Below are 18,092 nucleotides of genomic sequence, written 5' to 3' on the forward strand. Positions count from 1 at the left end.
GGTGGCTTACTTCCTTTTCAGGTCGGCGCCGCCGAACGCGTTCGGCAGTTGCCCGGCTGCGGTGGTCTCGAAGATGTCGCCTTTGAGATTGGTCAGCAGCACCGGCAGCTCGTTGCCGCCCAATTCCAGGATCACCTGGCGGCAGGCGCCGCACGGCGCGATAGGACCGTCGGTCTCGCCGATGACCACCAACTGGTTGAAATCGCCCGGCTTGTAGCCGTGTGCGAAAGCGCTGAAGAAGGCGGTACGCTCGGCGCAGTTGCACAGGCCGTAGGAAGCATTCTCCACGTTACAGCCATGGAAGACCTTGCCATCGTTGGTCTGCAGCGCGGCGCCGACCTTGAAGTTCGAGTACGGCGTGTAAGCCTTCAGGCGCGCGGCGGCGGCTTCGGCGATCAGTTCTTGTTTGTTCATGACCGGCTCTCTTATGGACGGATCGTGCGGTAGATGACCGGATTCGCGGCCGGTGCGGCGTCGGCAATCTGGTAGGCCGCCTGGATTTCACGAATGGCCTGCTCGGCGGCTTCCTGCGTGCGCGCATGCACTATCGCCAGCGGCTGGCCGGCTTCGATCTTGTCGCCCAGGCCGGCCAGATCGGTCAGGCCGACGGCGAAGTCGATCGGATCGGCGGCGCGGCGGCGGCCGCCGCCCAGCGACACCACGGCCAGGCCGATGTCGCGGCAGTTGGCGGTGGCGGCATAGCCGGAGACCAGCGCAGGCGCCGGCACGATGATAGGCGAGCGCTCCAGGTACTTGTCCGGATTATCCATCAGGTCGGCCGGGCCGCCCAGCGCCACCACCATGCGCGAGAAGCGCTCGGCCGCTTCGCCGCTGTCCAGCGACGCCTGCAGCTTGGCGCGCGCTTCTTCTTCGGTGGCGGCCAGCTTGCCCAGCACCAGCATCTCGGCGCACAGCGCCATCGTCACTTCGTGCAGGCGCGCAGGACGCGATTTTCCGGTCAGGTAGTCCATCGCGCCGCGCACTTCCAGCGCGTTGCCGGCGTATGGCGCCAGCGATTCGTTCATGTCGGTCAGGATGGCCGAGGTCATCATGCCGGCGCCGTTGCCGACCTTGACGATGCTGTCGGCCAGTTCCACCGATTTGTCGTAGGTCGGCATGAAGGCGCCGCTGCCCACCTTGACGTCCATGGCCAGCGCATCCAGGCCCGCCGACAGCTTCTTCGACAGGATGGAGCCGGTGATCATGGCGACCGATTCCACGGTGGCGGTCACATCGCGCACGCCGTAGAAGATCTTGTCCGACGGCGCCAGTGACGAGGTCTGGCCGATGATGGCGACGCCGACTTCCTTGACTACTTTGCGGAACTGCTCATTGGTCGGCACGGTGGTGTAGCCGGGGATGGAATCGAACTTGTCCAGCGTGCCGCCGGTGTGGCCCAGGCCGCGGCCGGAGATCATCGGCACGAAGCCGCCGCAGGCTGCGACCATGGGGCCGAGCAGCAGCGAGACCACGTCGCCGACGCCGCCGGTGGAGTGTTTGTCGACCACCGGGCCTGGCAGGTCCAGCGAGCGCCAGTCCAGCACTTCGCCGGAATCGCGCATGGCCAGTGTGAAGGCGACGCGTTCGTCCATGGTCATGTCGTTGAAGAAGACGGCCATCGCCAGCGCGGCGATCTGGCCTTCGGTGACGCGGTTCGAGGTGATGCCTCCGACGAAGAACTGAATCTCCTCGGCGCTCAGGACGCCGCCGTCACGCTTCTTGCGAATGATCTCTTGGGGTAAAAACATGGAATTCTCCACTTCAAATTATTGGGTATTGAAAGCACAAGGGCGGGTCCGCGGACCCGCCCGTATTACTGAGCTATTACTTAGACGCCGTAAGGAATCCAGACGTTCTTGACTTGCGACGCATGCGCCAGCACCGCGCGGCCGCCGGCTTGCGCCGTGCTGTACCAGTCGCGGCCCTTGGCCCCGCCAACCCAGGTACGCTTCAGCGATGCGGCCGACAGGCGCTCCACTTCCGCGCAACCTTCGGCCGAACCGTCGTGACGCCATACCGCGTCGATATCCGAGTGCGAAGCCAGCGTACGCGCCAGCTCGTCCGCCGAACCGGTGACGATATTGACCACGCCGTCCGGCAGGTCCGACGTGTCGAGCACCTGGTACAAATCGGTCGCCGACAGCGGATGCGCTTCCGATGGCACCACCACCACGCGGTTACCCAGCGCGATCGCAGGCGCCACCAGCGAGATGAAGCCCAGCAGCGGCGACTCGTTCGGGCAGACGATGCCGATCACGCCGACCGGCTCGTTCAGCGCAACGGTAATGCCGTGCATCGGCGGCTGGTGCGCCAGGCCGTCGTACTTGTCGGCCCACGCGGCGTAGTAGAACAGGCGCTCGATCGAAGCTTGCACTTCTTTTTCAGCGTTCCTGGTGCCGGTCATGGCGGCGATGCGGGCGGCGAACTCCTCGCCGCGCGCGGCCAGGTTTTCGGCGATGTAATACAGCACCTGCGCGCGGTTGTGCGACGTGGCTTTCGCCCAGCCGCCCGCCTTGTGCGCCGCTTCCACCGCGTTGCGGATGTCTTTGCGGTTGCCTTCGCCGACTTCGCCGATGAAGGAACCGTCGGCGCCGTGGATGGCGCGGCTGTAGGCGCCGTCAGGGCGAGCCTGTTTGCCGCCGATGTACAGCTTGGCGGTGCGGTCGATGGCGAACGCGCCACCAGATACAGGAGCGGCTTTAGGCTTGGCCTTCGCCTCAACCACCGGCGCCGCAGGGCGCGCATCTTCCGACAGCGCGGTCATGTACTCGTACATGCCTTCGCGGCCGCCTTCACGACCGAAGCCGGATTCGCGGTAGCCGCCGAAGCCGCAGGCGGCGTCGAACTGGTTGGCGGTGTTAATCCACACCACACCGGATTTGATCTGCGGCGCGACATCCAGCGCCAGCGAGATGTTCTCGGTCCACACGCAGGCGGCCAGGCCGTAGACGGTGTTGTTCGCCAGCTGCACGGCTTCCGGCGGAGTGCGGAAGCTCATCGCCACCAGCACAGGGCCGAAGATCTCGGCCTGCGCCACAGCGGCGGAAGTCGATGCGCCGGTGATCAGCGTCGGCGGGAACCACGAGCCGTTGGCAGGGATTTCGCACTTCGGCTGGTACACATCGCAGCCTTCGGCGCGGGCCGACTCCACCAGGCCGGCGATGCGCTGCTGCTGCACCGGATCGACCAGCGCGCCGATATCCATCGATTTGTCCAGCGGCGAACCGAGAGTCAGCTTGTCCATGCGGGCGCGCAGCTTGGCCAGGAATTTATCCTGCACCGATTCCTGCACAAGCAGGCGCGAACCGGCGCAGCAGACCTGGCCCTGATTAAACCAGATCGAATCGACCAGGCCTTCGACGGCGGCATCCAGGTCGGCGTCGTCAAATACGATGAACGGCGACTTGCCGCCCAGTTCCAGCGACAGCTTCTTGCCGCTGCCCGCCGTGGCGATGCGGATCAGGCGGCCCACTTCGGTCGAACCGGTAAAGGCCAGCTTGTCGATGCCGGGATGGTTGACGATCGCTTCGCCCACGCGGCCGTCGCCGGTGACGATGTTGATCACGCCGGCCGGCACGCCGGCTTGCACGCAGATCTCGGCGAACAGCATCGCGGTCAGCGACGTGAATTCGGCTGGCTTGAAGACGATGGTGTTACCGGCGGCCATGGCCGGAGCGATTTTCCACGACAGCATCAGCAGCGGGAAATTCCACGGCACGATCTGACCGACCACGCCGACGGCGCGGTAGTCGCTGAATTCTTCGGCTTGCAGTTGTGCCCAGCCGGCGTGGTAGTAGAAGTGGCGCGCGACCAGCGGCAGGTCGATGTCGCGGGTTTCGCGGATGGTCTTGCCATTGTCCAGCGTTTCCAGCACCGCGAACAGACGCGCATGCTTTTGCATCAGGCGCGCCAGCGAGTACATGACCTTGGCGCGGCCGTGACCGCCCAGCGCCTGCCAGCCCGGCTGCGCGGCGCGCGCGGCTGCGACGGCGCGATCGACGTCGCTGCCGGTGGCTTGCGTCAGGTCGGCCAGCTTGGCGGCATCGGCCGGGTTGGTCGAGGCGAACAGTTCGCCCGGCTCGCTCCACTGATTGTCGATGAACAGGCCGAAGGTGCGGCCGTGCTGCTCCAGCCACGCTTGCGCTTCTTTTTGGCTTTCGGGTGCTGGGCCGTATTCCATAGTGTTCAGGATCTCTTTAATTGATGGCATGACGTGTCCGTAGTCTTGTAAGCTGCGTTATGGTTGCGCGTGGCGGTGAGCGGCGGAGTAGTTGCCGGTCACATAGTGCTCAAGCTGGCGTTCGATGTCGGTCAGCAGGCTTGATGCGCCGATGCGGAACAGGTGCGGCTCGAGCCACTCGTTGCCCAGTTCTTCCTTCATCAGGGTCAGGTACTGCAGCGCGGCCTTGGCCGTGCCGACGCCGCCCGCAGGCTTGTAGCCGATCTTGAAGCCGGTCTGCTCGTGGTACTCGCGGATCGCGCGCACCATCGTCAGCGACACGGGGATCGTCGCGTTCACCGGCTCCTTGCCGGTCGATGTCTTGATGAAGTCCGCGCCGGCCATCATGCACACCCACGACGCCTTGGCGACGTTTTCCAGCGTGACCAGTTCACCGGTCGCCAGGATGGCCTTGACGTGCGCTTCGCCGCAAGCCTTGCGGTAGGCGACCATCTCGTCGTACAGCGCCTGCCAGTTACCCGTCAAGACGTGCTGACGGGTGATGACGATATCGATCTCGGTCGCGCCCGCGGCCACCGACAGCTCGATCTCGCGCACCTTGGTTTCCATGCTGGTCAAACCGGCGGGGAAGCCGGTCGACACGGCGGCGATCGGCAAACGGCCTTGCAGCACCTGCACCGCCGGCTTGATCATCTCGTGGTAGACGCAGACGGCGCCGGTGGTCAGCTTGACGTCCTGCAGGCCCAGCGCCTCGACCAGGTCCGAACGCAGCGGACGCATGGCTTTCATGCACAGGCGCTCGACGCGGCCCGGGGTGTCGTCGCCGGACAGCGTGGTGAGGTCGATCAGGCCGATGGCCTTGACCAGCCAAGCGGCCTGGAACTCCTTCTTCACCGTGCGGCGGTTCGCCAGGCTGGCGGCGCGGCGGTCGGCCGCGCTCTTGTTGATGTGGATGTGGTTGATCCAGCCCAGGTCCAGTGGGACCGCCTCGTTGCGCTTGAAATCAATGCTCATAACAGGTTGCTTCCGTGGGAAAGTGGTTTGACGCCGAGGTGATGGGCCAGGGTCTGGCCGATGTCGGAGAAGGTTTCGGAGATCGGCAGCTGGCGCGCTTTCACGCCCGGACCGAAGAAGATCATCGGGATGTGCTCGCGCGTGTGGTCGGAGCCCGGCCAGGTCGGATCGCAGCCATGGTCGGCGGTGATGACGACCAGGTCGCCCTCTTTCAGCTTGCCGATGAACTCGGGCAGGCGCGCATCCATCTCGTGCAGCGCGTTCGAATAGCCGGTCACGTCGCGGCGGTGGCCGAAGGCCTGGTCGAAGTCGACGAAGTTCACGAACGTCAGCGACTTGTCGCCGGCTTCTTCTTCCACCTTCAGCAGCGCGTCGAACAGCGCCATGTTGTCCTTGCCCTTGACCAGGCGCGATACGCCCTGGGTCGCGAAGATGTCGCTGATCTTGCCGAGGGCGATCACTTCGCCGCCGTCGTTCTTCACGTGGTCGAGCAGCGTAGGCGCCGGTGGCGCGACCGCGTAGTCGTGACGGTTGGTGGTGCGGGTGTAGTTGCCGTTGGCGCCGGTGAAAGGACGCGCGATCACGCGGCCGATGTTGTACGGCTCGACCAGCTTGAAGGCGATCTCGCACACTTCATACAAGCGCTCCAGGCCGAACGATTCCTCGTGCGCCGCGATCTGCAGCACCGAGTCGGCGGAAGTGTAGATGATCGGTTTGCCGCTGGCGACGTGCTCGTCGCCGTGCTTGTTGATGATCTCCGTGCCCGATGCGTGGCAGTCGCCGAGGAAGCCCGGCACGCCGGTCAGTTCCTGCAGCTTCTGGGTCAGCTCGGCCGGGAACGACGGCATCGTTTTCGGGAAGTAGCCCCAGTCGAATTCCACCGGCACGCCGGCGATTTCCCAATGGCCGGACTGGGTGTCCTTGCCGGTCGAGCGTTCGCGCGCGGCGCCGTAGGCGGCGGTGAATCCTTCGCGTTGTTCGAAGCCGGCGGCCCACTGGCCGCTGGCGGTATGGGCGGCGGCGGCCAGTCCGAGTTTTTCCATGGTCGGCAGCGACATCGGCTTGCCGCTCTTGGCGGCCCACTCGGCGATGTGGCCGAAGGTGTTGGCGCCGACGTCGTTGTACTTCGCGGCATCGGGCGTGGCGCCCAGACCAAACGAATCGAGCAAGAGGATAAATGCGCGTTTCATAATATCGAACTCCTTAAAAACAAAGGGGCGGACCAGCCGCCCCTCGGGAATCTTACGCCTGCGGCGTTTTGGCCACGTTGGCCAGGAAGCCCAGGATCACTTCAATCAGCGACTTCGCCGCGACGGCTGCGTACTTCAGGGTCTGCTCGTGCGACAGCGGGAACGGCGACAGGCCTTCTGCCAGGTTGGTGATGGCGGACACGCCGACCACCTTCAGGCCGCAGTGGCGGGCCGACACCACTTCAGGCACCACCGACATGCCGACGACATCGGCGCCCAGCGTCTTGAAGGCGCGGATTTCCGCAGGCGTTTCGAAGTTCGGACCGGCGTAGGCGATGTACACGCCTTCGTGCATCGGGACGTTCTTCTCGGCGGCCGAGGACTTCAGCAGCGCGCGCAGGTCGGCATCGTAGGCGTTGGCCATGCTGAAGAAGCGCGGGCCGAAGCGCTCGTCGTTCGGGCCCATCATCGGCGTGCCAGGCAGGAAGTTGATATGGTCGGTCAGCGCCACCAGCGAACCGGCGTCGACTTCGGTGCGCAGCGAACCGGCGGCATTGGTCACGAACAGCATCTCGCAACCCAGCAGCTTCATGGTGCGCACGGCGCTGGTCATCACGCCCAGGCCGTAGCCTTCGTAGACGTGACCGCGGCCCTTCATGCACACCACCTGCACGCCCGACAGCGTGCCCACCACCAGTTCGCCGGCGTGGCCGTGCACGGTGGAGATCGGGAAGCCCGGCAGTTCGTTGAAGCTGATGGTGACCGCGTCGGTCATTTGTTCGGCCAGCACACCGAGGCCCGAACCAAGGATCATCGCCACGCGCGGCTTGAAGCCGGCTGGGATACGGGCGCGAATAATGTCAGCTGCCTGGAATGGGGAATTGTTAGACATGTATATCCTCTGTTTTTCTGTTGTGGCTGGGGAAGCTGACACTATGCATCATCGTCCATATGTATGGCAAATACCATTTTTCTTCATCATTTATACAAAAACCATATAAATAAGGGGTATTATAAATCAATGAAAACTGAGCCGCAGAGCGCGTTTGACTCGGGGTTTGACTCAGAATGAACAAATGTTTATCATGACGGACAATTGTCTAAAAGATGCTGCCGTGACCGATTCTTCCAAAAAGGAACAGCTGTACCAGCTGATCCGCTCCAACCCCTTCATCTCCCAACAAGACCTGGCGGTCGAACTGCGCCTGTCGCGTTCCGCCGTGGCCGGCCACATCGCCGGCCTGATACGCGAGCGTCGCCTGCTGGGCCGCGCCTACGTGCTGCCGGACCAGCGCCCCGTCATGTGCATAGGCGCCGCCAACCTGGACCGCAAGCTGCGCACCATCGCACCGATGCAGCTGGGCACCTCCAATCCCGCCACCGCCGAGGAAGTCTATGGCGGCGTGGCCCGCAACATCGCCGAGAACCTGGCGCGCCTGAACCTGCCGACCTCGCTGCTGACGGCGCTGGGCGACGACAGTGCCGGCCGCACGCTGCAGGACCACGCAGAGAGCGCCGGCATCGACACGCGCGGCAGCCTGAAGCTGTCGGAAACAGCCACCGGCACCTACACCGCCATCCTCGACGACCGCGGCGAGCTGGTGGTGGCGCTGGCCGACATGGCGCTGTACGACCGCATCACGCCCGCCTTCCTCGACAGCCGCCAGCCGCAGCGCGCCGCCGCCGCGATGACGGTGGTCGACCTCAACCTGCCGGCCGACAGCATCGCCACGCTGCTGGCCGGCGCCCGCGCCGACAAGGTGCCGCTGGTGATCGTCGCCGTGTCGCAGCCGAAGATGGCGCGCCTGCCGGCCAGCCTGGACGGCCTGCGCCTGCTGATCCTCAATCGCGGCGAACTGGAAACCCGCGCCGGCCGCGCGCTGCCGACCGAGGCCGACGTGCGCGCCGCCTGCCGCGACGTGCAGGCGCAGGGCGCGCGGGATGTCATCGTGACCTGCGGCAGCCAGGGCGTGTTCCACACCAAGGGCGGCGAGCTGGTATGGCTGGCCGCGCACCAGGTCGAGGTGGTCGACGTCACCGGCGCCGGCGACGCCTTCTCGGCCGCTGTCTGCTGGTCGCTGTACCAGGGCAGCGACGACCTGACGCTGGCCTGCCGGCGCGGCCTGAAAGTCGCCGCGATGACGCTGGAAAGCCCGGACACCGTTTCCCCCCTGCTCGCCGCCGACGTACTCGACGAGATCCACGATTTCGATATGAGCGCTCCGCTCTTCCCTCTCCAAGGCTGAACACCATGCACCAATTCCTACTCTTCTCGCCGGAAGTAGCCGCCGCCCGCGCCGCCGGCAAAGCCATCGTCGCGCTGGAATCGACCATCATTTCGCACGGCATGCCGTATCCGCAAAACGTGCGGATGGCGCGCGAGGTCGAGCAGATCATCCGCGACGGCGGCGCCGTGCCGGCCACCATCGCCGTCATCGGCGGCAAGATCTGCATCGGCCTGTCGGACGAACAGCTGGAACTGCTGGGCACCTCGCCCGACGCGATGAAGGTCAGCCGCCGCGACCTGCCCTACGTGCTGTCGCAAAACAAACTGGGCGCGACCACCGTCGCCGCCACGATGATCTGCGCCGAGCTGGCCGGCATCACCGTGTTCGTCACCGGCGGCATCGGCGGCGTGCACCGCGGCGCCGAGACCAGCTTCGACATCTCGGCCGACCTGCAGGAACTGGCGCACACCTCGGTGGCTGTGGTCTGCGCCGGCGTCAAGTCCATCCTCGACATCGGCCTGACCCTGGAATACCTGGAGACGCACGGCGTGCCGGTGATCAGCGTTGGCCAGCGCGGCTTCCCCGCCTTCTTCACGCGCGAGAGCGGCTTCAACGCGGACTTCCAGCTCGATACGCCGGCCGAGCAGGCGGCCTTCATCCACACCAAGTGGCAGCTGGGTTTGAAGGGTGGCGTGGTGGTCAGCAATCCGGTGCCGGCGGCGGAGGCGATGCCGAAGGCGGAGATCGACGCCATCACCGCGCAAGCCTTGCAGGAAGCCGATGCGCAAGGCGTCACCGGCAAGAACGTCACGCCGTTCCTGCTGGGCCGCATCAAGCAGCTGACGGAAGGCCGCAGCCTTGCCACCAACATCGCGCTGGTGAAGAACAACGCCCGCTGCGGTGCGGCGCTGGCCGTCGCCATGCAATCGAACTAAACTCGAACCCACATCGCCCAAGACCCGCCATGTCCATCGACCTGAAACAACTAAAGTACTTTCTCGCTGTGGCCGAAGAAAAGAGTTTCAGCCGCGCGGCCGAACGACTGCATATTTCGCAGCCGCCACTGAGCCAGCAGATCATGAAGCTGGAGAGCGAGCTTGGCGTCAAGCTGTTCGCGCGCACCACCCGCACCTTCGAGCTGACGGTGGCCGGCAAGGCGCTGATGAACGAGGCGTCCGACCTGCTGGCCAAGATGCGCATGACGATCGACACCATCCGCCAGATCGACCGCGGCGAGGTGGGCCGACTGCGCGTGGGCATCGTCGGCTCGGCGATGTGGGGACCGATCCCCAGTTTGCTGGAAGAGTTCCAGACCAAGTTCCCGCGCGTGACGTGGACGCTGCACGAGCTGGGACCGACGCTGCAGTACGAGGCGCTGCGCGCCAAGCAGGTCGACGTCGGTTTCTGGCGCGAGCCCAAGCTCGACGAGGACGACCTGAAGCAGGACAACCTGCGCCAGGAACTGTGCTTCCGCGAAGACGTGTGCGTGGCCATCAACGAGCATCACCCGCTGGCCAAGCATGAATCGATAGAGCTGATGGATATCGCCGACGAGCCGATGCTGACGCTGGCGCTCGACAAGTCGTCGTTCCCGCGCTACCTGATCCAGTGCTGCGTGAAGGCCGGCTTCCAGCCGACGATCTTCCAGGAGGCGTCCGAACCGCAAACGCTGCTGGCGATGGTCGGTGCGGGCTTGGGAGTGGCGCTGCTGCCGGAGACCACCAGCCGCATCGGCTGGCCGGGCGTGGTGTTCCTGCCGATCCGTACCAATCCGCCGTCGGCGAATTTGTACATCACCTACACCACGCTGGACGATGCACCGGTGGTGCGGGCCTTCCTGAACATCCTGAATCCGCCCGCGCGCGCCGATTGATTACTCGGTAACTAATGGGTAACGCCGCCCGCCTCGCGCATGTCGACGTCGTGGGCGAGCGTGGTGCGGATGGCGATGCGCAGGCCTTCCACCATGTCCTCCAGCTTCATGCTGGCCGAACCCGGATGCGCAGCAGCCTGCTGCGGCAGGTACGGGATATGGATAAAACCGGCGCGCATCGTCGTGCCCCACTCGTGGGCCTGGTGCATCAAGCCGTAGAACACGTGGTTGCAGACAAAGGTGCCGGCCGACTGCGATACCGACGACGGCAGGCCCGCTTCACGCAACGCATGCACGATGGCCTTGATCGGCAGCGTGGAAAAATAAGCCGCCGGACCGCCGTTGACGATGGGCTGGTCGACGACCTGCCGCATCTGGTTGTCGGCGATCGGCGCGTCGTCGATATTGATCGCCACCCGCTCGATGGATAAATCCACGCGGCCACCGGCCTGGCCCACCGCGATCACAATACTCGGCTGCAGCTCTTCCACCGCCTGGTGCATCACCTTGTTGGCACGCCCGAACACGCATGGCAGCTGTCGCGCGTGGACGATGAAATCGCCTTCACGCCAGCCTTGCAGGGATCTCACCGCTTCCCACGAGGGATTGATGGTCTCCTGGTTGAAGGGCTCGAAGCCCGTCAACAATATTATCTTTTCCATCTACGTTTGCTCCGATTGCATCCTGCCAGAGCATTACTCTACTCCAACTTCTTGCTTCGCACATGTTCATCACATGTTCATCAAGAAATAGAGCAGTGCAATATTAGCAAGCAGCAAAGGCAACGCGGTCGGCACCTGTATCTTCACCACGGCGTTCTTGTCGGGCAGCTCCAGCAAGGCCGCGGGCACGATGTTGAAGTTGGCGGCCATCGGCGTCATCAGCGTTCCGCAGTAGGCGCTGAACATGCCGATGGCCGCCATCACCGCCGGATTGGCGTGGTACACGCCGACCAGCACCGGGATGCCGACGCCACCCGCCATCACCGGGAAGGCCGCGAAGCCGTTGCCCATGATGACGGTGAACAGCGCCATGCCGACGCAGTACACCGCCACCGCCACCAGCCGCACATCCATGTTGATGTACGAGGTGACCACGTGCGCCACCGCCTTGCCCATACCGGCCTCGGTGAACAGCAGTCCAAGCACCGCCAGCATGTGCGGCAGCACCACGGCCCAGCCGAGATGGTCGACGAGGCGGCGCGATTCGCGCATCGCCTGCAGCGGCGTCGAGCGCGTCAGCCAGCACGCGGTGGCGACGGCGAACAGCGAACCGCAACCGAGGCTGACCAGCGTGGCGTTCTTCGGATCGAGCAGTAACAAATCGCCGAGGTGCACGTCCTTCAGCAAGGTCGAGCCGATCACCGTGGTGAAGGGAATGATCAGCGCCGGTATCAGCAGGCGGTGGCCGAGGCGCTGCGCGCTGCTCTTGCGTTCCTGCGGCGTGCGGTCGCCGTAGCGGCCCAGCGCGACGCCGCCGAAGCCGGCGATCAGCGCCATCACCACCATCAGCACGCCCGCCGCCACCGGAGGCAGATAGTCGCCGGCCAGGTAGACCACCGCATACAGCGCCCAGAACAGCGCGCTGGAATAGCGCTTGGGATTGTGCGGATCGCGCAGCGCCATCAACGCGACCACCAGCAGCATCACGCCGAGGACGTCGTAGAAGTACTCCAATTTGAGGATCATGCTCCCTCCTTCAGCATCGCGCGCGCGATGTGCGCGTCGAGCCGGTGCAGGCGCCACGAGTGGATGATGAACGCGGTCACCGCCGTCGGTATGCCCCACATCGCCATGTGCAGCGGATCGACTTCCAGGCCCTCGCCGCGCAGGATGGTCTGCATCAGCAGGATGGCGCCGAAGGCGACGAACACGTCCTCGCCGAAGAACAGGCCGACGTTGTCGGTGGCGGCGGACATGGCACGGATGCGGTGCCGCAGTTCCTGCGTCAGCGCCGGATAGCGCACCTCGGCGGCACCCTCCGCCATCGGCGCGATCAGCGGACGCACCATGTTCGGATGGCCGCCGATGCTGGTCAGACCGAAGGCCGCGCTCAACTCGCGGATCGCCAGGTAGACGATCAGCAGACGGCCGGTGGTGGCGGACTTGATGCGCGCGATCGAGGTCTGCGCATGCTCCTTCAGGCCGTAGCGCTCCAGCAGGCCGATGGCCGCCAGCGGCAGCAGCAGGATCAGCGGCAGGTTGCGGGTCTTGATGAAAGCCGCGCCCAGGGTGGCCAGCAGCTTTTCGACCGGCATGGCGGCGGCGATGCCGGTGACGGCGCAGGCGGCGATCACCACCAGCACCGGATGCGCGCGCAGGGCAAAGCCGAGAATGATGACGGCCACGCCCAGCAGCGGCCACAGGTTGACGACGGTGTGATTCAAGAGAGGCTCCCCAATGTAAAAATCCCCGCACGCCTTGCGGCAGTGCGGGGATTTTAGCGGTTATCCTGGATTAGAAGTTAACCTTGAAGGTGCCGCCCCAGGTGCGCGGCTCGTTCAACATGCCGGTCAGGTTGTCGAAGTCGATGGCGCCGATCAGGACTTGCTTGTCGGTGATGTTGCGGCCGAACAGCGCCACTTCATACTTGCCGTTGCCCCACTTGTAGCCTGCGCGTACGCCGCCTTCGGTCAGAGGCTTGGCCTTGTACTCAGGCGCCTCGTACAGGAAGAAGTTGTAGCTGCTGCGGTAGGTCCAGTCGGTGTAGGCGTAAAACTCGCCGTTGCCGATGTCCTTGCTGTACTTCAGCGTGAAGTTCAGCTGGGTCTTCGGTGCGCGTGGCAGCGGGTTGCCGTCGATCTTGGAGGTGCCGGCGAACGGACCTGGCGCATTGGTCGGGGTGCAACCGCTGCTTGGGTTGTTGTTCACGTTACCGCAGTACTGGACGAACAGGTTCTTGTCCTTGATCTCGGTATCGTTGTAGCTGCCGCCCAGGGTCATGCTGAACTCGTCGCTCAGGTTGGCCTGGAAGTCCACCTCGACACCCTGGCCGGTCACTTTCTCAGCGTTGATCAGCTGATTCATGTTGACAGCGCCGCTACCTGCCGTCAGCTGCTTGTCCTTGACGCGGTACTGGAACACCGAGGCGCTCAGGCGCGCGCGCTTGTCGAACAGGTCCTGCTTGATACCGGCTTCATACGACAGCGCTTTCTCGGCGCCGGCGAACGATGGCTTGTCGGTCAGGCCGTTCAGGCGGCCCTGCATCGACGGTGCGCGGTAGCCGGTGGCGACGCGGGCGAACAGGTTGGTGGTCTTGTCCAGCTCATAGGTGCCGCTCAGGTCCCAGCTCACGTTGTGCGAGGTGTTGTTGATGTTGAACGGGCCCGAGCTTGCAGGCGGTTCATAGCGCGAGGCCGAGAATTCCTTCTTGTCGCTGGTGTAGCGGATACCGCCGCGCATCTTGAACTTGTCGGTCACCGTGTAGTTCAGCGAGCCGAAGGCGGCCCACGACTTGGCGTTCTGGAACTGCTGCGCGTAGGCCGCGTTCTGTGGATTGCCAGGGGTGAAGGAGTCGAAGCTGATGCTGTCGATCTGGATGCTCTCGTCGAAGAAGAACAGGCCGCCGATCCACTGCAGCGGCCCCTTGTAGTTCGACTCGGCGCGGAACTCCTGCGAGAACTGCTTGTGGTTAGGCAGCACGTCGGCCGTCTCGACCGGGAACGGGATCACGCCAGGGCCGCTGCCCTTGGCCGCTTGCACAGGGCCGCAGAACAGCGTGCAGCCGTAGCCGCCATCGACGTCGCCGCGGCTGTAGAACTTCAGCTTTTCGTAGCCGGTGATCGAGTGCAGCGTGATGTCGTCCATGTTGTACTTCAGGCGGATGTTGCCGCCCTTGGTGCTCAGGCTCTGGTAGTTCTGGCCGTCGGTCGGGTAGGAACCGTAGTCGAAGCCGTCGACCAGGTCGTTGGTACCCTTCTTGATGATATTGGCGCGGAACAGCGTGGCGCTGCCGTGGTAGTCGCGCTCATGGTAGTTGAACAGCACGTCCAGGTCCTTGTTCGGCTTGACCAGGGCTTGCAGGCGGAAGGCGTTGTCGCCGTAGCCTTCGAAGTCCTTGGTGCCGGTGTTGGCGACCGGATTGGTGTTGTGCACGCGGTTGTCGCGGTGCTGGGTGGTGCCGGAGAAGCGCAGTGCCACGGTGTCGCTGACCGGGATGTTGAACATGCCTTCGGCGGTCTTGGACGAGTAGTTGCCCACGCCCAGGGTGACATAGCCTTCCTGTTTGAACACCGGCTTGGCGGAGTCGAACTTGATCACGCCGGCCGGGGAGTTGCGGCCGAACAGCGTGCCTTGCGGGCCGCGCAGCACTTCAACCTGGTCGACGTCGAACACAGGGAAGCCCTTCAGCATCGCGTTTTCCTGGACGATATCGTCCATCACCAGACCTACGGGCTGGGAAGCGTTCAGGTCGAAGTCGGTGTTGCCCAGGCCGCGAATGTAGAAGCGCGGGAAGGTACGGCCGTAGTCCGATTCCACGTTGACGGATGGCGAGCGGCCGGCCAGGAAGCGGATGTCGGCGGCGCCGGAAGTCAGCACGTCCAGCTTGTCGCCCTTCAGCGTGGCGATCGACATCGGCACGTCCTTGATGTTTTCCGCGCGGCGCTGCGCGGTCACGATCACGGTTTCCAGTTGGCCCTTGGTGGCGGTGTCCGGGGCGCTGGCCGCTGCGGCCTGGCCTTCGGCGGCTTCCGTTGCTGCTGCGGCGGCGGCGTCGGCCGCCATTGCTGCGTGCAGCGGGAAGGCGCTTGCGACAGCCAGGGCGATCAGCGATCGCGCTGCGTAACCACTACTTTTTTTGCTCATGAGTGCTGCTCCCTATTTATTGTGTAGGCAAGTTGTAAATACCATCCGTAATCCCGTCCTCCCCCGCGCTTGGCAGCGGGACGATGTCTTTTTATTGGCAAAACTTATTGCTAAAACAGTACTAAAACTACTAACTTCCGCATAACAATATGCAGATTGCCAACCATGCTAGCATGGAAAAAAATGACAGAAACTCACTTTTTGAGTGTTTCGATTCATATATATTTTATATAAATAGCTAAGTAAAATCGAATTTGTCGTACATATCGCCGCTGATGCATAGTAGTGGATCGCCTGAAAAAGCCGGCCTCCGAGGGCGAAAACACCCTGGCTTGCAATGAAAAAGCCGATTTTCGGCAGGCTTGGGAGGCCGCTGCAGATTTATCCAATCAGCAGGAAATTTTTCCAAACGGACAAAAAAGCAACAATATAAAAATATTTAATTTGGCGTCGACTGTTGCGGCGGTGCGACATGCGCGGACTCTGCGGGCCCCGAGGGGCCGGCGCGGAGGCCGGCTGACGCAAACACCGCCGTCATGATGCGCTGCGTCACATACTTGGAACGGTAGATGAACAACATGCTTGAACACAGCCGCCTGCGCGCGGTGGGCGACCTGGGACAACAAATCTGGCTCGATAACCTGAGCCGCCACCTGCTCGCCTCCGGCCAGCTGGCCGAACTGATCGCCGCCGACGGCATCCAGGGCCTGACCTCGAACCCGGCCATCTTCTACAACGCCATCCGCACCGACGCCGCCTACCAGGCCGCCCTGCCGCTGCTGCGCACCGCGCTGGCGACGCCGGAAGCGCGCTTCGAGGCGCTGGTGCTGCCGGACGTGCAGCGCGCCTGCGATTTGTTCGCGCCGCTGTACCAAAACTCCGACGGCAAGGCCGGCTTTGTCAGCTTCGAAGTGGCGCCGCGGCTGGCCCACGACACCGCCGGCACCGTGGCCGACGCCAAGCGCCTGTGGGCCGTCATCGGCCGCCCCAACGCCATGATCAAGATTCCGGCCACGCCGGCCGGCATCGCCGCGCTGGAGGAAGTGATCTACGCCGGCATCAACGTCAACATGACGCTGATCTTCACCGCCAGCCAGACCCAGGCCGTGCGCGCCGCGCACCGCCGCGGCCTGGCCCGCCGCCTGCAGGACAAGCTGTCGGTGCAGCGTATCGCCAGCGTGGCCAGCGTGTTCATCAGCCGCATCGACGTTGCCGTCGACGCCCTGCTGGAGAACGCCGCCGACAGCACCGCCGTCGCCGTGCGCGGCCGCGCCGCCATGGCCGCCGCCCGCCTCGCCTATCACGACTGGAAGAACGACAGCGGCTTCGCCGTGTTCGCCGCCTTCGGCGCCACGCCGCAATGGCTGCTGTGGGCCAGCACCGCGACCAAGACGCCTTCCGAGCGCGACGTGCGTTACGTCGAGGGCCTGATCGGCTCGGGCACCATCAACACCGTGCCGGACGCCACGCTGGACGCCTTCCGCGACCACGGCGTGGCCGAGCCGACCCTGGATGGCGACGTGGAAGCCGAGCGCGCCGTGCTGGCGCAGCTGGCGCACCACGGCATCGACCTGGAAACCGTGGGCAGCGAGCTGCTGGCCGCCGGTTTGCTGCAATTTGAACAAGCTTTTGACAAACTGCTGGCGCTGACCGCGTGATACGCCGGTGATTACCGGCGTATCCCCGAGGCAAACCTCTAAAAATCAGGGGTTTGCGGCGATAAAGCGGCGCCGTATTACATGTTTCGTCCAATAAAAATATACAATATCGTTCTTCCAGGAGCCTATTCATGAAACTTTCACAACTTAGTTTGACGCTTGCAGCACTCTTCATCGCTGGCAGCGCGTCCGCGGCTGACCCTAAGCTGGGCATCGTGTATGACGCAGGCGGCAAGTTCGACAAGTCGTTCAACCAGTCCGCTTTTGAAGGCGCCTCGCGCTTCAAGAAGGAAACCAATATCAATTTCATCGAGGTGCAAGCCTCCAGCGACACCCAGGCCGAACAGGTGCTGCGCGGCCTGGCCCGCAAGAACCTGGACCTGATCGCCTCGATCGGCTTCGCCCAGCAGGCGGCCGTGCAGAAGGTGGCCAAGGAATTCCCGAAAGTGCACTTCGTGCTGATCGACGGCGTGGCGCAGGGCGCCAACATCAACTCCATCACCTTCAAGGAAGAAGAAGGCTCGTACCTGGTCGGCGTGGCCGCCGCGATGGCCTCGAAATCGAAGAAGCTGGGCTTCATCGGCGGCGTCGACATCCCGCTGATCCGCACCTTCGCCTGCGGCTACGCCCAGGGCGCCAAGTCGGTCAACCCTAAAGTCGAAGTCAGCTCCAACATGGTCGGCACCACCTCCGACTCGTGGAACAACCCGGCCAAGGGCGGCGAACTGGCGCGCTCGCAATTCGATCGCGGCGTCGACGTGGTGTTCGCCGTCGCCGGCGGCTCCGGCCTGGGCACGCTGCAAACGGCCAAGGAAAAAGGCAAGCTGGGGATCGGCGTCGACTCCAACCAGAACAGCCTGTACCCGGGCACCATCCTGACCTCGATGGTCAAGCGCGTGGACAACGCCGTGTACGACTCCTTCATGCAGATGAAGGCCGGCACCTGGAAGGCCGGCGTCACCGCCAAGGGCCTGAAGGAAGGCGGCGTCGATTGGGCTCTGGACGAGAACAACCGCAAGCTGATCACGCCGGAAATCGAGAAGCGCGTCACCGGTGCCCGCAAGGACATCATCGACGGCAAGGTCAAAGTGATCGACATCCGTTCGGGCGCAGCCTGCCCGGCCTGATACCTGTTTGAACATGA

At 64.0% G+C, this 18,092-nt stretch carries 15 protein-coding genes; 5 read left to right on the forward strand and 10 right to left on the reverse strand.

The window, feature by feature from the left end; genetic code table 11:
* Positions 1 to 6: 6 nt before the first annotated feature.
* From ACCD07_RS07570 to xapA, 6 genes are all read right to left on the reverse strand, one after another.
* On the reverse strand, positions 7 to 414 hold the full coding sequence (locus ACCD07_RS07570; protein WP_176654572.1) for a cytidine deaminase: 408 nt from the start codon (positions 412 to 414) through the stop codon (positions 7 to 9).
* A gap of 11 nt (positions 415 to 425) precedes the next feature.
* Positions 426 to 1,748, reverse strand: coding sequence for a thymidine phosphorylase (gene deoA, locus ACCD07_RS07575; RefSeq protein WP_413446993.1), 1,323 nt, complete (start codon positions 1,746 to 1,748; stop codon positions 426 to 428).
* An 80-nt stretch (positions 1,749 to 1,828) separates the two neighbouring features.
* On the reverse strand, positions 1,829 to 4,210 hold the full coding sequence (locus tag ACCD07_RS07580; protein WP_413446994.1) for an aldehyde dehydrogenase family protein: 2,382 nt from the start codon (positions 4,208 to 4,210) through the stop codon (positions 1,829 to 1,831).
* A gap of 27 nt (positions 4,211 to 4,237) precedes the next feature.
* Positions 4,238 to 5,194 (reverse strand): deoxyribose-phosphate aldolase, encoded by a 957-nt coding sequence (deoC, locus tag ACCD07_RS07585; RefSeq protein ID WP_176654574.1) that lies wholly within the window; start codon positions 5,192 to 5,194, stop codon positions 4,238 to 4,240.
* On the reverse strand, positions 5,191 to 6,384 hold the full coding sequence (locus tag ACCD07_RS07590; protein WP_413446995.1) for a phosphopentomutase: 1,194 nt from the start codon (positions 6,382 to 6,384) through the stop codon (positions 5,191 to 5,193). Before ACCD07_RS07590 ends, deoC begins: the two co-directional genes overlap by 4 nt.
* A gap of 52 nt (positions 6,385 to 6,436) precedes the next feature.
* Positions 6,437 to 7,276: a xanthosine phosphorylase gene (xapA, locus tag ACCD07_RS07595; RefSeq protein WP_176654576.1), complete on the reverse strand. Its 840-nt coding sequence runs from the start codon at positions 7,274 to 7,276 to the stop codon at positions 6,437 to 6,439.
* Positions 7,277 to 7,499: 223 nt separating this feature from the next.
* On the opposite strand from xapA, the gene ACCD07_RS07600 reads away from it, so the two are divergent.
* The 3 genes from ACCD07_RS07600 to ACCD07_RS07610 are packed head-to-tail and all read left to right on the forward strand — an operon-like array spanning position 7,500 to position 10,485.
* Positions 7,500 to 8,630: a carbohydrate kinase gene (locus tag ACCD07_RS07600; RefSeq protein ID WP_413446996.1), complete on the forward strand. Its 1,131-nt coding sequence runs from the start codon at positions 7,500 to 7,502 to the stop codon at positions 8,628 to 8,630.
* A 5-nt stretch (positions 8,631 to 8,635) separates the two neighbouring features.
* Complete coding sequence (locus tag ACCD07_RS07605) at positions 8,636 to 9,547, forward strand: pseudouridine-5'-phosphate glycosidase (protein WP_176654578.1); 912 nt, start codon at positions 8,636 to 8,638, stop codon at positions 9,545 to 9,547.
* Positions 9,548 to 9,576: 29 nt separating this feature from the next.
* Complete coding sequence (locus ACCD07_RS07610) at positions 9,577 to 10,485, forward strand: LysR family transcriptional regulator (RefSeq protein ID WP_176654579.1); 909 nt, start codon at positions 9,577 to 9,579, stop codon at positions 10,483 to 10,485.
* Positions 10,486 to 10,496: 11 nt separating this feature from the next.
* Here the strand turns inward: ACCD07_RS07610 and pcp are convergent, their stop codons facing one another.
* The 4 genes from pcp to ACCD07_RS07630 form a co-directional block, all read right to left on the reverse strand.
* A complete protein-coding gene (gene pcp / locus ACCD07_RS07615) occupies positions 10,497 to 11,147 on the reverse strand; it encodes a pyroglutamyl-peptidase I (protein ID WP_176654580.1) in 651 nt (216 codons plus the stop codon).
* A gap of 69 nt (positions 11,148 to 11,216) precedes the next feature.
* A complete protein-coding gene (locus tag ACCD07_RS07620; protein ID WP_413446997.1) occupies positions 11,217 to 12,173 on the reverse strand; it encodes a DUF979 domain-containing protein in 957 nt (318 codons plus the stop codon).
* Complete coding sequence (locus ACCD07_RS07625; RefSeq protein WP_176654582.1) at positions 12,170 to 12,871, reverse strand: DUF969 domain-containing protein; 702 nt, start codon at positions 12,869 to 12,871, stop codon at positions 12,170 to 12,172. The genes ACCD07_RS07620 and ACCD07_RS07625 overlap by 4 nt, the downstream gene beginning before the upstream one ends.
* Positions 12,872 to 12,941: 70 nt before the next feature.
* On the reverse strand, positions 12,942 to 15,290 hold the full coding sequence (locus tag ACCD07_RS07630; RefSeq protein ID WP_413446998.1) for a TonB-dependent receptor: 2,349 nt from the start codon (positions 15,288 to 15,290) through the stop codon (positions 12,942 to 12,944).
* 569 nt (positions 15,291 to 15,859) lie between these two features.
* Here ACCD07_RS07630 and tal point away from each other — a divergent pair.
* Positions 15,860 to 16,948, forward strand: a complete 1,089-nt coding sequence (tal, locus tag ACCD07_RS07635) for a transaldolase (RefSeq protein ID WP_413446999.1) — start codon at positions 15,860 to 15,862, stop codon at positions 16,946 to 16,948.
* A 131-nt stretch (positions 16,949 to 17,079) separates the two neighbouring features.
* On the forward strand, positions 17,080 to 18,075 hold the full coding sequence (locus ACCD07_RS07640) for a BMP family lipoprotein (RefSeq protein ID WP_176654585.1): 996 nt from the start codon (positions 17,080 to 17,082) through the stop codon (positions 18,073 to 18,075).
* Positions 18,076 to 18,092: the final 17 nt, after the last annotated feature.

The organism is Duganella sp. Dugasp56 (assembly GCF_047304105.1).
Taxonomy (GTDB): domain Bacteria; phylum Pseudomonadota; class Gammaproteobacteria; order Burkholderiales; family Burkholderiaceae_D; genus Rugamonas; species Rugamonas hordei.